General features: G+C 64.6%; 16 protein-coding genes and 1 pseudogene. 8 read left to right on the plus strand and 9 right to left on the minus strand.

Going from position 1 to position 13,932, the window contains the following annotated elements; translation table 11 throughout:
• Positions 1–159 carry a hypothetical protein gene (locus tag ABIE00_RS25370; protein ID WP_354263692.1) on the minus strand — a complete coding sequence of 53 codons (159 nt, stop codon included), beginning with the start codon at positions 157–159 and terminating at the stop codon, positions 1–3.
• Between the two features lie 80 nt (positions 160–239).
• Here ABIE00_RS25370 and ABIE00_RS25375 point away from each other — a divergent pair, with 80 nt between their 5' ends.
• The 3 genes from ABIE00_RS25375 to ABIE00_RS25385 are packed head-to-tail and all read left to right on the plus strand — an operon-like array spanning position 240 to position 1,284.
• Positions 240–383, plus strand: a complete 144-nt coding sequence (locus ABIE00_RS25375) for a hypothetical protein (RefSeq protein ID WP_354263694.1) — start codon at positions 240–242, stop codon at positions 381–383.
• Positions 384–411: 28 nt separating this feature from the next.
• Positions 412–1,128, plus strand: a complete 717-nt coding sequence (locus ABIE00_RS25380; protein WP_354263695.1) for an SOS response-associated peptidase — start codon at positions 412–414, stop codon at positions 1,126–1,128.
• 9 nt (positions 1,129–1,137) lie between these two features.
• On the plus strand, positions 1,138–1,284 hold the full coding sequence (locus ABIE00_RS25385; protein ID WP_354263697.1) for a hypothetical protein: 147 nt from the start codon (positions 1,138–1,140) through the stop codon (positions 1,282–1,284).
• Here the strand turns inward: ABIE00_RS25385 and ABIE00_RS25390 are convergent.
• From ABIE00_RS25390 to ABIE00_RS25425, 8 genes and pseudogenes are all read right to left on the minus strand, one after another.
• Positions 1,281–2,309, minus strand: a complete 1,029-nt coding sequence (locus ABIE00_RS25390) for an ATP-dependent DNA ligase (protein ID WP_354263698.1) — start codon at positions 2,307–2,309, stop codon at positions 1,281–1,283. The two genes, ABIE00_RS25385 and ABIE00_RS25390, sit on opposite strands and share 4 nt — an antisense overlap.
• Positions 2,296–2,580, minus strand: a complete 285-nt coding sequence (locus ABIE00_RS25395) for a hypothetical protein (protein WP_354263699.1) — start codon at positions 2,578–2,580, stop codon at positions 2,296–2,298. The genes ABIE00_RS25390 and ABIE00_RS25395 overlap by 14 nt, the downstream gene beginning before the upstream one ends.
• 59 nt (positions 2,581–2,639) lie before the next feature.
• Positions 2,640–2,909, minus strand: coding sequence for a hypothetical protein (locus tag ABIE00_RS25400; protein ID WP_354263700.1), 270 nt, complete (start codon positions 2,907–2,909; stop codon positions 2,640–2,642).
• Positions 2,869–3,114 carry a hypothetical protein gene (locus tag ABIE00_RS25405; RefSeq protein WP_354263701.1) on the minus strand — a complete coding sequence of 82 codons (246 nt, stop codon included), beginning with the start codon at positions 3,112–3,114 and terminating at the stop codon, positions 2,869–2,871. The genes ABIE00_RS25400 and ABIE00_RS25405 overlap by 41 nt, the downstream gene beginning before the upstream one ends.
• Positions 3,115–3,245: 131 nt before the next feature.
• A complete protein-coding gene (locus ABIE00_RS25410) occupies positions 3,246–3,611 on the minus strand; it encodes a hypothetical protein (RefSeq protein ID WP_354263702.1) in 366 nt (121 codons plus the stop codon).
• Positions 3,612–3,652: 41 nt separating this feature from the next.
• Positions 3,653–4,889, minus strand: a pseudogene (locus tag ABIE00_RS25415) (Y-family DNA polymerase).
• A 41-nt stretch (positions 4,890–4,930) separates the two neighbouring features.
• Positions 4,931–5,362: a LexA family protein gene (locus ABIE00_RS25420; RefSeq protein WP_354263703.1), complete on the minus strand. Its 432-nt coding sequence runs from the start codon at positions 5,360–5,362 to the stop codon at positions 4,931–4,933.
• 235 nt (positions 5,363–5,597) lie between these two features.
• On the minus strand, positions 5,598–6,263 hold the full coding sequence (locus ABIE00_RS25425) for a helicase associated domain-containing protein (protein ID WP_354263704.1): 666 nt from the start codon (positions 6,261–6,263) through the stop codon (positions 5,598–5,600).
• A gap of 873 nt (positions 6,264–7,136) precedes the next feature.
• Here ABIE00_RS25425 and ABIE00_RS25430 point away from each other — a divergent pair.
• The 5 genes from ABIE00_RS25430 to ABIE00_RS25450 all read left to right on the plus strand — a co-directional run bounded on the left by ABIE00_RS25430 (position 7,137) and on the right by ABIE00_RS25450 (position 13,841).
• Entirely contained in the window at positions 7,137–8,228 is a 1,092-nt protein-coding gene (locus ABIE00_RS25430) for an IS110 family RNA-guided transposase (RefSeq protein WP_354263706.1), read from the plus strand.
• Positions 8,229–8,899: 671 nt separating this feature from the next.
• Positions 8,900–9,814 carry a LysR family transcriptional regulator gene (locus ABIE00_RS25435; RefSeq protein ID WP_354263707.1) on the plus strand — a complete coding sequence of 305 codons (915 nt, stop codon included), beginning with the start codon at positions 8,900–8,902 and terminating at the stop codon, positions 9,812–9,814.
• Positions 9,815–9,947: 133 nt separating this feature from the next.
• Entirely contained in the window at positions 9,948–11,045 is a 1,098-nt protein-coding gene (locus ABIE00_RS25440) for a tartrate dehydrogenase (RefSeq protein ID WP_354263709.1), read from the plus strand.
• Positions 11,046–11,182: 137 nt separating this feature from the next.
• Positions 11,183–12,664, plus strand: a complete 1,482-nt coding sequence (dctA, locus tag ABIE00_RS25445) for a C4-dicarboxylate transporter DctA (RefSeq protein WP_354263710.1) — start codon at positions 11,183–11,185, stop codon at positions 12,662–12,664.
• A gap of 1 nt (position 12,665) precedes the next feature.
• Positions 12,666–13,841 carry a glycerate kinase gene (locus ABIE00_RS25450; protein ID WP_354263711.1) on the plus strand — a complete coding sequence of 392 codons (1,176 nt, stop codon included), beginning with the start codon at positions 12,666–12,668 and terminating at the stop codon, positions 13,839–13,841.
• The last annotated feature ends 91 nt before the right edge of the window (positions 13,842–13,932 follow it).

The following is a 13,932-nucleotide window of genomic DNA, read 5'->3' on the forward strand; positions in this document are numbered from 1 at the left end:
CTACGCCATTTCCCTGGGCGGGATATCCAGGCCGCGGTCGCGCAGCCTGTCCAACACCTCATGGGCAGCATGGTCCAAGTCATTGCCTTGGAGTTGGTATCTGAGCGCATCCACAACGGTGGCGTGCAGGTCATCGTATTGGTTTTTTGTCTGGGCCATATAGGCAGATTACGCGACACCTCTGCGTCAATCGCGAAGCGAACATGTGCCCAGAGGTTCCTGTTGAGGCATACGGCTGAATGGGCCGGTCCCATTCCAATCCGGACGGCCGCTCCAGCCACATCGAGGCCGAAAGCGATACCTACGAGGAGGCTCGCGAGAACCTGTTCGCGCTTCTGGAAGAAGGACAAAACGTCATCGTCATCCCCACCGACAGCCATTAGTTGGAGCCGCGTCAGGCAGAATGGCCTCATGTGCGGCAGATACGTGATGTCCAAAGCCACCGGTGACCTACTGAACCACTTTGAGGCTAAAGAGGTTGAGGGAAGCCCGCCGCCGCCGAGTTGGAATGTGGCGCCCACCCAGAGTGTGCCCATCGTGGCTGAGCGTTTGGATGAGGGCACGATTGACCGGCATCTGCTTATCGCCCGGTGGGGTCTGGTCCCGTCCTGGGCCAAGGACATCAAGATCGGCTCCAAGCTAATCAACGCCCGCAGTGAGTCAATCCTGGAGAAGCCGTCTTTCCGGAAAGCTGCGGTTAAGCGGCGTGCAATCGTGCCGGCTGAGGGTTATTACGAGTGGCAGAAGACTGAGCATGGTAAGAAGATCCCGAACTACCTGTACTCCGAAAAAGAGCCGTTGCTGGGGTTCGCCGGCTTGTACGAGTGGTGGGCTGATCCGTCCCTGCCAGAGGATGACCCGGAAAGGTGGCTGCTCAGCTGCACAGTGCTCACCACCACGACGCAGGACGCGCTGGGGCACGTCCATGACCGTTCCCCGGTCATCATCCCGCGGGATCGGTTCGCGGAATGGCTGGACCCGGACCTGACCGACAAGGACGAAGTCCAGCACCTGTTGGACTCCCTGCCGGAACCAACCCTCACACCTCGGATCGTCAGCCCACGCGTGAACAGTGTGCGGAACGACGGGCCCGAGCTCATCGAGCCCGCTGAGCCTTTAGCCAAATAGACTCATGCCGTGAAACTCACCGGCACCATCACCAACCCCGACGGCAGCTACGGATACATCGACGTCGAAGGCGACACCTACGACGAGGCGCGGGACAACCTCTACGCGCGTCTGGGAGAAGGACAAAAGCTCATCACCATCCGCACCGACCGCTAACCCGTATGAAGTTCGGGCAGGATCACCTCGGCAGGGGACAGCTCCGGTCTGGCCCGGAGCAGGCGGAGGGGATGCCGGAAGGACCGGCCCGACCAGGCGGTATCGGCGGAGACTTCCACGACCACCGGCTCCACCAGGGTGAGCGTGACGGGTTCCTTGTCCCGGTTGAACCTGTCCAGAGTCGTGCCCTTCACAGTGGTGGGCCAGGGGTGCTGACCCTTGGGCGGTTTCAGCCACCGGGCCAGATCCCGGGCGTCCGCGGTCTTCAGAGGGGTGGACCGGCCCACGATCCGCAATTCACCCTCCAGGACCAGACCCGCCACTACCTCAGAGGGTTGGGTGATCGGCCCGATTACTGCCCCGCAGATGACGTCTATGGATTCCCGGTGTTTCAGCTTCAACCAGGACCGGACGCCCGGCGTGTACGGCTCGTTGGTGTTTTTGATGATGAGCCCTTCGACTCCGGTGTGGGGCAGTTCTTCGAACCAGCGGGCGGCCACTTCGGGGTCAGTTGTGGTGGGGGAGAGGGACAGTGGCGGCTCCCAGCCGGTGGCGAGCTCTTCCAGGAGGGCCCTTCGCTGGTGCAGCGGCAGGTCGCGGGAGTCGTGTCCGGCTACGGCGAGGACATCGAACGCGACGTAGTTGGCCGGGGTCTGCCGGACCAGTCCGGGGAGGGTTTTCGGGCCGGCGCTGAGGCGCTGTTGCAGGGCGGTGAAGTTGAGCCGGCCGTTGGCCCAGATCACGGCCTCCCCATCAATCACGCACCCGGGAGGGACAGCAGCCTCCAAGACCTGAATCAGCTCGGGCAGGTATCTGCTTAGGTCTTTGCCCTGCCGTGACCAGAGCGTGGCCCGGTCATTGTCCCGGACGACGATACAGCGGTAGCCGTCCCACTTGGCCTCAAACAGCAGGTTCCCGGCCCGGGCGCGGGGCATCTTCGTGACGGCCCGGGCGAGGGCGACCTTCACCGGCGGGGCAAGCCCCGCCGGCAGGCCGGTCCCGGCAGAGTGCTCAGCAGTCCCCATCGAGGCCTTCGAGCGTATCGACCTCGACGGCGTCCAGCAGTTCGGCGGTGCTGTTCCCGGTCCTTCTGGCCAGTTCATCGACGGCGATGAACCCGGTCCGGGCCAGGGCGATGGCCAGCTCCGCCAAATACCCGGCCCCGTTGCGCTGCACGAGGTCGTCCATGACCGCGTGCATGCGGCCGGTCATCCCAGAGGGGCCCTCGGCTTCCACGGCGGCCATGCGCAGCAGGGTCAGCGCGGCCAGCCGCGGATCGTCGTACATCAGTCCCATGGCCCAAAGGCTACGCCAGGCACCGGCCGTGCGGGCCCGGTCGTCCGCCCGGGTGCTGCCTATTTGTCTGCCCAGCGTTCGTGCGCGGCCTGGCAGGTGATCCCTGCGGCACGACAGATGTCCGCCCAGGTCGCCCCGGCGGCTTTGGCGGCCGCGAGGGTTTTGTCCAGCCGCCTTTCGGCCTGGGTGTAGTTGCGTGCCGCGGCCACCACACCCAGGGGCGCGACGTGTTCGAGCCATTCATCGCCGATGGCATCATCGACCGGTTCCGGGGCATGGGCTGACTTTTCACGGGGCCTGCAGGACCCGGACGAGGCGGCTGGTTTCATCCAGGCGGTCCACCGGGCGGGTCCAGGACAGCTCCCGGGCGGGGGTCATCATCCACAGGGCGAAGTAGTTGTGCGGCACTTTCGCCTCCAGCGCCGCCCGGAACAGCGCTGTCACCCGGGGATCGAGCTGGCCGCCGGCGGTGAACTGGAAGCCGGGGCAGAAGGTCCCGTCGTCGATGAACACCCGGACCAGGCTGCGCAGCACCGGTTCCGCGTCCGGGCAGCGCGCTGAGCCGGGCGTGCACGTGCTGCAGGGAGGGCAGTCCGAACTCACGGCGCAGCGCCGCCCACATCTGGTCCGGCACCGGCCCGGAGAACTTACTCACGATTGCCCCCTTACCCGTCGGTGATGGAAACCAGGAGCCACTGCTCCGACAACGGGTCGCGGCGCAGCTCGAAGGTCCGCAACGGCGCGGAGGCGCTATCGCGGACCTGGACGCGCCAGTGTTCGACGCTGACCAGGTCCCCGGAGCCGATGGCCGCCCGTGTGCCGGTGTGCCACCAGTCGCAGCGTTCGAACCAGTGCACCGGTTCGGCTGCGACCGCCCAGATCTGTCCGTCGTGGCGGACGGCCAGGGGAGTTCCGGCGGCGTTGAACCGCACCTGTACCGGCACGCCGGGCTTCGCCGTTGCTGTTGCGGGCGCGGTCTTGAGCGTGGGCCCCGCAGGGTTGATGGTGCGGGGTTCGTGGGTGATGGTCATTCGTTGGTCTTCCGTGTTGGTGCTGGTCGTGGGGGTGTTTGTTAGGCGGCTTTGACGAGGGGGAGTTCGTCCCAGTGGGTGGTGTAACGGGGGGAGAGCATGTCGCGTTTCATGGTCCAGTCCAGGCCGGTTTTGATGCCGGCGTGGCCCAGGCCGATGGCGCCGCGCCCGTACCGGCGGGTGACGTCCTCCAGGAGGGTGCCGATGTGGCGTTCCTCGTGCGGGTTCTCGAAGGGCTCGAGGGGGGATTGGTTGCCGGTGGGGCGCAGGTCGGTGACCATGATCCCGGCGCGGGCGTATTTGAGGCCTTCCTGGATGGTGGGCAGCAGCGCGTGCGCGGCGCGGGTGAGCAGGACCGGGTCCGCGGTCGGCATCGGCAGTGCCACGCACACCGACGGGTAGGACTTCTCGTACTGGTTGTAGTGGGAGGTGCCGGCGAACGCGGTGAGGACCTTGGCCTGCAGCCCGTGCTTGCCCAGCCGGGCTGAGGCCTGTTGGCCGTAGACGGAGAGGACCTGCCGGAGCCCGGCCCGCGTGGTGACAGGGGTGGCGAAGGAGCGGGAGAAGATCAGCTGGTCCCGGCTGATGCGTTCTTCCTCCATCGGGATGCAGGGGGTGCTCTGCAGTTCCAGGACGGTGCGCATCATGACCACGGAGAACTTGTCCCGGATCGCGACCGGGTCCGCGGCGGTGAGGTCGGCGATCGTGTGGATGCCGATGGCGTTCAGGCGTTTGGTCAGCCGGCCGGCGACGCCCCAGATTTCCTCCACGGACAACCGCCCCAACAGTGCCTTCCGTACTGGTTCCGGGACGGACTCCCAGTGGCAGACCCCGTCGAAGGCGGGGTTGTGTTACCCCGACGTGCAGCCGGACTGCCGCTTTCATCGTCCGTCCCAAGGCGAGGAGCTCTTCGGGGGAGCCTTTGACGCCGAGGAAGGCCTCATCGATGCTGTAGACCTCGAGCCAGGCCGAGTACCGGCCCAGCAGCTCCATCACCCGGGCGCTGATGTCCCCGTAGAGCTCGTAGTTGGACGAGAGCGCGACCAGTCCCCATTCCTTCGCCCGCGGGGCGAGTTTGAACCAAGGCTCGCCCATCGGGATGCCCAGGGCCTTCGCTTCAGGGGAGCGGGTGACGGCGCAGCCGTCGTTGTTGGACAGCACCACCACCGGCCGGCCTTCCAGGGACGGGTCGAAGGCACGCTCGGCCGAGGCGTAGAAGCAGTTCACGTCCACATGCGCGATCTGCGGCATCCGCCGCATCACCGCCGGCCTAGACATCGGATTCCCCAGGACAAAAGCGCCCGCCAGGCATGGCTTCCTCAGACATGGTGCAGGCACCTTGTTGCGACGCCCCACACGCTCAGCTCGGACAGGGCGGGGACGCGGATGTCCGGGTACTTGGGGTTCTCCGCCTGCAGCACCACGCCGGTGGCGGTGATGCGCAGCCGCTTGATGGTCAGCTCCCCGTCCAGGACCGCGACCACGACCGACCCGTCGGTGGGTTCCAGGGCCCGATTCACGATGAGCTCGTCCCCGTCGCTGATGCCGGCGCCTTCCATCGAGTCTCCGGTCACCCGCACCACGTAGGTGCTGGTGATGTCCTTGATCAGGTGCTCGTTCAGGTCGATCCGGCCGTCGAAGTAGTCCTGCGCCGGCGACGGGTACCCCGCCGCGACCGGCACCGGGGAGACCAGCACCGACAACAACGACACGCCCGCATCTAGCACACGGGGACCAACAATGACGCCCACAACACACCTTTTTCGAATATATGTTCGATAGGTTTCTAGTGTAGACCCGGGGTCGGACAGTAAAGAATCCCCCAGGTGCATCGGGCACACGAGGCCCTTGCCCCGGCGCTTGGACGCTACGGGTTGCACGCCAATGGGGACAGCTTTGAGCTGTGCGTAGGGCTCCACCTGCCCCCAGTGGGCACAATCCGTTCACCCGGTCTGGTGGTCTGCCTCCGCTGTCCGGGGGGCGGGGTTACACGGTGCCGGTGCGGGGTTTGCGGCCGCGTTGCCGGCCGGAGCGCCAGCCCGGCAGCATCTCATCCAGCGCGCCTGCCTTGGCGGGTTCGAGTTCGCCGCGGCGTGCCTTTTGGCGCTGGGCGTGTAGCCAGACGCCGAGGTCGTGTTCTTCCCCACTCAGAACGGCCTTGTGCCGGGGCCAGTCGTGCCCGGCCGCCCGGTACCGCAGCAGGGCGGCGAGCCGGTCCTGCCACCTGGTCTCATCGGCCACGGACCGCGGCGGCCGTTGCCAGTCCGGGAGGGCGGCGAGCCCGTCACGGTAGGCGGGTGCGAGTGTCCCGGCTGCGGCGTCGCGGCGGCGCCGCTCCAACCAGGACGCCAACGTCCGCTCGTCCGCGTCGGCGGCGGTGCGCGAGGGATACCGGCTGGTTTCCTGGACCAGGGCCACGAGCTGGTGCATGCGCGCCAGCCCCTGCCCGCTCACCTGCACTGGCGGTGGGCCGGCGGCTTTCTCGTGCTCAGCCTGCAGCCCCGGGTCCGTTCGAAGTGCCACGGACAGGTGGTAACCGATCGTCGCGGCCGGGGCCCGGGTGAGCGCGGCGATCCGGGAGCGGGTCAGCCCGCCCCGGTACATCAGCACCCACTCCGCGTTTGGAGCCGCAGTACGCCGCCTGGTCGTCACGGCACTATCCTGCCACCCGCACCGCTCAACGACCTGCCGCGAAGTCCATCCTGCATGGCGTGCACGCGCCTGGGGCTGCCCTTTCCGCCGGGGCCGGGGTGCATGGGGGACAGCCCGGCCCCCGGCGTCAGGGCCGGCAGGCTTTGCCCGTGACTGCGGCCCGGTGGGGATGAGACAACTCTGTCTCGCCAACCTTGGGGAAAGCACGGACCGCCTTGGGGGTCCATTGGCCGTCGGCTGGGAGCAAGGACATGCTCGCAGGGCTCGCACCCATGAGGGCGTCCGCTGGCGCGGCCGACTGTCGGGGTCCAGGGTGCGCCGTCGCAGAGCTCCGTCACCCCCTGAACCCGTTGTCTACGTCTTCGACGTTTTTTGGCTGCTGTCCTTCGGATTGTACGTGCCCGCTCCACCCCGTCTAGCCCCTTTCGTTCCTCAAGGGGCCCGCGGCCCGGGGAATCGGCTGCGGCGCTCCTGCGTCGCTTATTTCCTTCGCAGATTCCCCGGCCCTTGCCCTGCCGGGTAGACGGGACTCCACGGGCACAGCTCCGCGGTGCTCCGCCAGCAGCCAAAAAACAACTGTGAGTCTTGCAGTGGTTGGTCTGGGACTAGCTGGCAGTGTTGATGCCGGTCGTTCTGCCTGGTACGTGACTCGAAAAACAACTTGCCCCTTGTGGGTGCGTTTCCCCCGACTTGTCTGCGCTGGGTGGAGCGGCCGGTGTTGCCTGTCCCACGTCGGTGGCTTGATTAGAAGCTTGCCCAGCCTTTGCAGGTTGTGGCTCATCACAGTTTTGCCTCGAGGTGACTCTTCTCAGGTTCAATGTCGGCCGTCATGCGGCCGTTCTTGTCCGTTCGAAAGGAAGGAGGGTTGCAGCGTTGACTATCGTTGCTCAGACCCGCCCGTTCGTCATCGGCGTGGACTGTCACGCCCGCACCCACACTTACGCAGTCATTGAGGCCAGCACCAAGCGACAAGTCGCGAGCGAGCAGTTCCCGACCACGCCGGCAGGGATTTCCCGCGCACTTGCCTGGGTAGGCCGGAGGACGGATGGCGATATGACGTGTCTATGGGCAATTGAGGGTGTCGGCACTTATGGTGCACGCCTGGCCAGGGCAGTAAGCCATGCTGGCTACGAGGTCGCCGAAGCTCCACGGATGAACGCCCGGGGTCGCCGGGGGATCGGCAAATCCGATCCGCTGGACGCGGCTGCCATTGGAACCGCTGTCCTTGGCCTGGAGGAGTCTCAGCTCCGAGCCCCGCGCCGGGATGAAGGAACCCGTGCCGGGCTCAGGATCCTGAGCGCCGCCCGGGACCAGTTGACCCGGGACCGAACATTGAATGCCAACGCACTACTTGCCTTGCTCCGGGCACATGATCTGGGAATCGACGCTCGTAAACCGCTGATTCCCTCCCAGATCGCCACGATCACCAGGTGGCGGGAACGACAGGAACAGATCGAACTATCAATCGCGCGCGAAGAAGCCGTCAGGTTGGCCCGCCGCGTCCTCGAAGTCACCACCCAACTGGCTGCGAACCAGAAGCGCATGACAGAGCTGATCCAGCAAAGCCCCGCTGCACCGCTGTTGGAAATGGTGGGCGCAGGGGCTGTCACAGTCGCCACTGTCCTGACAGCATGGTCGCATCCAGGAAGGGTTCGCAGCGAAGCTGCCTTCGCCTCACTGGCAGGGGTGAGTCCCTTGCCTGCCTCAAGCGGTAATACCGTCCGGCACAGGCTCAACCGGGGCGGTGACAGGCGCCTCAACCGAGCCTTGCACACCATCACCATGACCCGGATGGTCCACGACCCCGGAACACGGGACTACGTCGCCAAACGCACCCAAGAAGGTCGTAGCTACCGGGAAATCCGCAGATCCCTCAAGCGTTACATCGCCCGAACCCTCTACCGCCAACTTAATACCCTCTATGCCACGGCGGAACCGGCCTTAGTGCCCATCTCAAATCCCTAGGGTTCTGAGACGCTGAGGTTTCGAGACACATGACACGGCGCTCCTGCCAAACTCATGGATCTGCACCAGAAGGGGGCGCTTCTTCTATCTGCTTTCATTCGCGTGACCGTACGGGTCAAACCCGTATCAGGAGGCGGTAGAGTCCAGCAGAGTTGTGTACCCTTCGGGGCGGTGGAAGAGCCGCCGACCGGCACCATTGTCTTGAACTAGCCATAGGAAGGATCCGTCGGTGGATAGGTCGTCCACCCTCCCTGAGATCCTGGCATTCCGCCGGTCTGAAGTTAGAAGTACGACGGCGTCGCCCGGAGCCAAGTCACGCCAAGTCGTAATCTCCTTGCGGGGCGAGTGCCAGTCCACAGGGTAGGAAGTGGTCTCGGGTTGGGCAGGGTCCATGGGGGTTGCACCTCCGGGAGTTTGCTGGTGATGGTGAGTGGATCAGGTGAAGCGGAGGATGTAGCCGACCCGTTCTGCCTCGGACCGGTGACATGAACCCGGGACGTCGAGTGCGATCAGAACGGCCTCGTCGCTCCCATTAGAGCCGCTGTTCCTGCCGCGCGTCCAAGACCTACTTGCAATGAAGCTGATAGGCCTAGGCTATTAGTGCTTTCCCTGCAGCACGGGCCAGGCCGCTCCCTTGCCGCTTGCAGGGCCCCGCTGGTTGAGGAGTTTGAGTGGATACCCGGAAACTAAAGTACTTTCTGGCCGTTGTGGATCACGATGGCTTTAATCGGGCCGCGGAACATCTGCTGATTGCGCAACCGTCTCTTTCGCAGACGATTGCAAGTTTGGAGAGGGATTTGGGGGTTCCGCTGTTCCATAGAATCGGTCGGCGGGCTGTTCTCAGCGAAGCGGGGCAGGAACTTGTGGGTCCGGCCAGGTTAGTGATGCGGGATTTGGACGCGGCTCAGTCCGCGGTTCAAGCACTTCGAGGTATCCGGAGCGGCCGGCTGGACATCATTACGATGCCGTCCCCTGGGATTGAACCCTTGACCTCCATGATCGCCGGATTCACGCGTTCGCACCCGTCGGTTCGACTGAACGTGGTAGCCGCGTTTACCCCGGAGGAAGTCATCGAATCGGTCCGCAGCGGCAGCACCGAGGTAGGGCTCGCTGGATCACCAAACCCCATCCGGGTCCCCGGAGTGCAGGTGCTGGAGCTGGAGCGCCAGCCGCTGATCCTGATTGTGAATCCGCAGGCCGATACTTTTCGGCCTGGAACTGCTATCCAGCGGGAAGATCTGGCAGGCCACCGATTGATCGCGAGTCAGCGCGGGTCTTTGATGCGCTGGCTTGTCGATGATGCTCTGGCCGGCGGTGTCGATCTGGAGATCGTCGTTGAGGTGGCGCACCGGACCTCTATCCTGCCGTTGGTATTGGCCGGCGTCGGGCACGCCGTCATGCCATCATCCTGGGCCCCGCTGGCGCACAAGTCCGGGCTTCGCACCCTTCTCATCGAGCCGGTGTCCCACCTCGACGTGGCGATCCTGAGCCGAAAACAGGACCTCACCCCAGCCGCAAAGGCTTTCCTGAAAATTGCCGAGCTGCATGTAACAAGGCCAGAAGATCCGGCTCATCAGCATTCATAGGCCGATCCTATTTAGCGGATTGAATCTTAGTCTTGGACGCGGGTCGGTGGGCGCCCGTCTACTTGAAGAGGAAAGAACGGTGTGACCCTGCTAACAGGCAAGCACCCAATACTCAACGAGGAGACACATCACCATGAGCACCACCCAGAAGTTCAACATTGCTTCGATCCCCGCAGACGGCGTGGGCAAGGAAGTTGTTGCAGCAGGCCGCCGCGTCCTGGACGCCCTGGCCGAAAACTCCAGCGGCAAGTTCGCCTTCGACTGGACCGAGTTCCCTTGGGGTTCTGAGTACTACGCACAGACCGGGCAGATGATGGACCCCAAGGGCCTGGATGCCCTCAAGGACTTCGACGCCATCTACTTCGGAGCCGTCGGCTGGGAAAACGTCCCGGACCACATCAGCCTCTGGGGCCTGCGCCTGAACATCACCCAGAACTTTGACCAGTGGGCCAACATCCGCCCCGTGAAGTTCCTCCCCGGTGTCCAGTCCCCGCTGCGCAAGGCCGATAACACCGAGCTCGACTGGGTGGTGGTCCGCGAAAACAGCGAAGGTGAATACGCAGGCCTGGGTGGCCGCAACCTCAGCGGCCGCGGCCCCGGCAACGAGGTGGCCCTGCAGACCGCCCTGTTCACCGAAAAGGGCTGCGAACGCATCATGCGCTTCGCCTTCGACCTGGCCCGGACTCGCACGGTCAAGAAGGTGTCCTCGGTGACCAAGTCCAACGCCCAGCAGTACGGCATGGTCCTCTGGGATGAAGTCTTCAACCGCGTGGCTAAGGACTACCCGGACGTCCAGACCGAAAGCGTCCTGGTGGATGCAATGAGCGCCAAGTTCATCCTCAAGCCCGAGGACCTCTCCGTGGTGGTGGCGTCTAACCTGAACGCGGACATCCTCTCCGACCTCGGCTCCGCCCTGGCCGGAAGCCTGGGTCTGGCCGCCAGCGCCAACCTGAACCCGGAGCGCCGCTTCCCGTCCATGTTCGAGCCGGTCCATGGCTCTGCCCCGGACATCGCCGGCAAGGGCATCAGCAACCCGATCGGCGCCATCGCCTCCGCTGCCCTGATGCTGGACCACTTCGGCCTGCACGAGGAAGCCCGCCGGGTCGAAGCCGCCATCGAAGCAGCCACCGGCGCCGGCCACCTGACCCGCGACGTCGGAGGCGACGCCAACACCGAGGACGTCACCGAAGCCATCATCAAGGCCCTGACGCTCGCCCCGGCAGCAGTCTAAGCAAGCAGTACCCCCGGCACCGACATTGGGTGCCGGTGCCAAGCACGGGGCGGGTGGTGAAGCAGTACCGCCGCCCGCCCCGCACCAATCTTTCTTCAGAACATCCTCCAGCGACATTCCACAATGAGGTAGGAATCATGGACCACATCACCACCGCCGGTAACGCTAAACCGGCCAACAAACCCCGCTGGTACAAGCAGTTGTACTTCTGGGTATTGACCGCGATCGTCATCGGCATCCTGGTCGGCTGGCTCGCCCCGTCCACCGGTATCGCCATGGAACCCATCGGCACTACCTTCGTGAACGCGATGAAGATGCTCATCGGCCCCATCGTCTTCCTCACGATCGTGGGTGGCATCGCCAGTGTCGCTGACCTGAAGAAGGTCGGCATGACCGGGCTGAAGGCGCTGACCTACTTCCAGGTCGGCACCATCTGCGCCCTGGCCTTCGGGCTGGTGGCCATTAACGTATTCCGCCTTGGCGAAGGCGTGAACGCCGACCCGGGCAGCATTAAAACCTCTGACTCGGCCGCGAAGCTGATCGACGCCGGCCAGCACCAGGAATGGTGGGAATTCATCACCCACATCATCCCCACCAGCATCGTGCAGCCTTTCGTGGCGGGTGACATCCTGCAGATCATCTTCATCGCCGTGGTCTTTGGCATCGCCCTGAATGCCATGGGTAAGGTGGGCGCCCCGGTCCTGGACGGTGTGCAGCGCCTCACCGGGGTCATGTTCAAGATCCTGAGCTTCATCATGAAAGCGGCACCGCTTGGCGCTTTCGGCGCCATGGCATTCGCTGTCGGCAAGTACGGCGTCTCGTCCCTGACCAGCATGGGTGGCCTGATCGCACTGTTCTACGCCACGTCGATCCTGTTCGTGGTGGTGGTCCTGGGCTCGGTCATGGCGTTCCTTAAGCTGAACATCTTCAGCATGATCCGGCACCTCAAAGAGGAATACATGCTCATCCTGGGCACCTCCACGGCCGAACCCGCCCTGCCCGGCCTGATGCGCAAGCTCGAGCATGCCGGCGTCAAGAAGGAAACGGTCGGCCTGGTGGTTCCCACCGGCTACAGCTTCAACTTGGACGGTGCGGCCATCTACTTGTCCCTGGCCGCCCTTTACATCGCCCAGGCCACCAATACCCACCTGACTATCGGCCAGCAACTGGGCCTGCTCGCCGTCATGCTCTTGACCTCCAAGGGCGCAGCAGGCGTCGCCGGCGGCGGCTTCATCGCCCTGACGGCCACCCTGGCCACCATCGGCACGATCCCGGCCGCCGGCATCATGCTCATCTTCGGCATCGACAAGTTCATGTCCGAATGCCGCGCCCTGGTGAACTTCACCGGCAACGCGGTGGCCACCCTGTTCATCGCCTGGTGGGACCGTACCCTGGACGCTGACCGCGTCCGCCGCGTCTTTGCCGGCGAAACCGTCGAACCGATGCCGAACGAAGACCCCGCGCATGTCGGTGACGTTACAGACATCGATGATGACCTCGTCGAATACGGCCACCACTCTCCCAGGCAGCAGGAATCCGCGGGTGCGGCCCCTAAACACGCTGTCGACGTTGTAGCACCATCTGCTGACCCCCGTCCCGCCTACTCGGAAAAAGTCTGACATGACCAGCACTACCGCCCTGAAAACCGTGCGGACCCTCATCGCCCCCGACAAGTTCAAAGGCAGTCTCACCGCCAATGAGGTCGCACAGGCCCTGGCAGCGGGGCTTCGCTCCGCGGCTGATGAAGCCGGCACAACGGGAGCGGTCCAGTGCGAACTGCTACCCCTGGCCGACGGCGGCGACGGCAGCGTCGAAGCCGCCGTCGCCGCGGGCTTCACCCGCCGCAGCTACACCGTCGCTGGTCCGACCGGCGACCCCGTTCAGACCAGCATCGCCTTCGACGGCACCACCGCCGTTGTCGAAGTCGCCAACACCTGCGGTCTCGCTTTGTTGCCGGGCGGCACGTTGGAGGCCTTGAAATCCTCCAGCCGTGGGTTCGGAGACGCGGTTCTGTTCGCGCTCAGCCTCCGCCCTGCCAGAATTGTCCTGGCTTTGGGCGGCAGCGCCAGCACCGACGGCGGCATGGGCATGCTGTCCGCCCTCGGCTTCACCTTCTACGACGGGCAAGGTCACCAGCTCGATGGAAGCGGAACAGCGCTGGGACAAATAGAATCCATCCACCGAACCCCGTTGCCCGAACTTGTCGATACAGAACTGATCGTCGCCAGCGATGTCCACAACCCCCTCCGCGGCCCCAACGGGGCACCCGCAGTCTTCGGGCCCCAAAAAGGCGCCACACCAGAGCAAGTGGCGTTCCTGGATGAAAGCCTGGGCCACTTCGTGATCAAAATGGCAGAAGCAGGATTCGCCGACGCAGAGGCGCTGGCAGCACACGAAGGCGCAGGGAGCGCCGGAGGGCTTGGCTACGCCTGCCTGCTGCTGGGGGCGAAACAGGTCTCGGGGGCTGACTACTTCCTTGATCTGCTGGACTTCAACGGGCGCAAGGACCACTGCGATGTAGTGATCACCGGGGAAGGCAGCATCGACGAACAAACCCTCGCCGGGAAACTCCCTGCTGCGGTGGCCCGGCGCTCAGGCAACCGCCCCATCATCGCCGTTGCCGGACGCTCCCTGCTTCCCAAGGAGCGGTGGTCAGAAATGGATCTGACCCGTGTATTCACCTTGGCCGAGTACACCGACCGGGACTCATCCAAAGACCCCCAACTTTCCGCTGCGCTGCTGCAAAAAATCGGCAAAGACATCGGAACAAGCCTCCTGCAGCTCAGCTTCACTTAGCGCGGGAAACCAAGGCACCCGCCCGAGGGTCACACGGGCGGGTGCTTTTTTGTGGCAAGCCCCACGGCGCCTGACCCGACACCCACTACCC

The sequence above is a fragment of the Arthrobacter sp. OAP107 genome, assembly GCF_040546765.1.
Classification (GTDB): Bacteria; Actinomycetota; Actinomycetes; order Actinomycetales; family Micrococcaceae; genus Arthrobacter.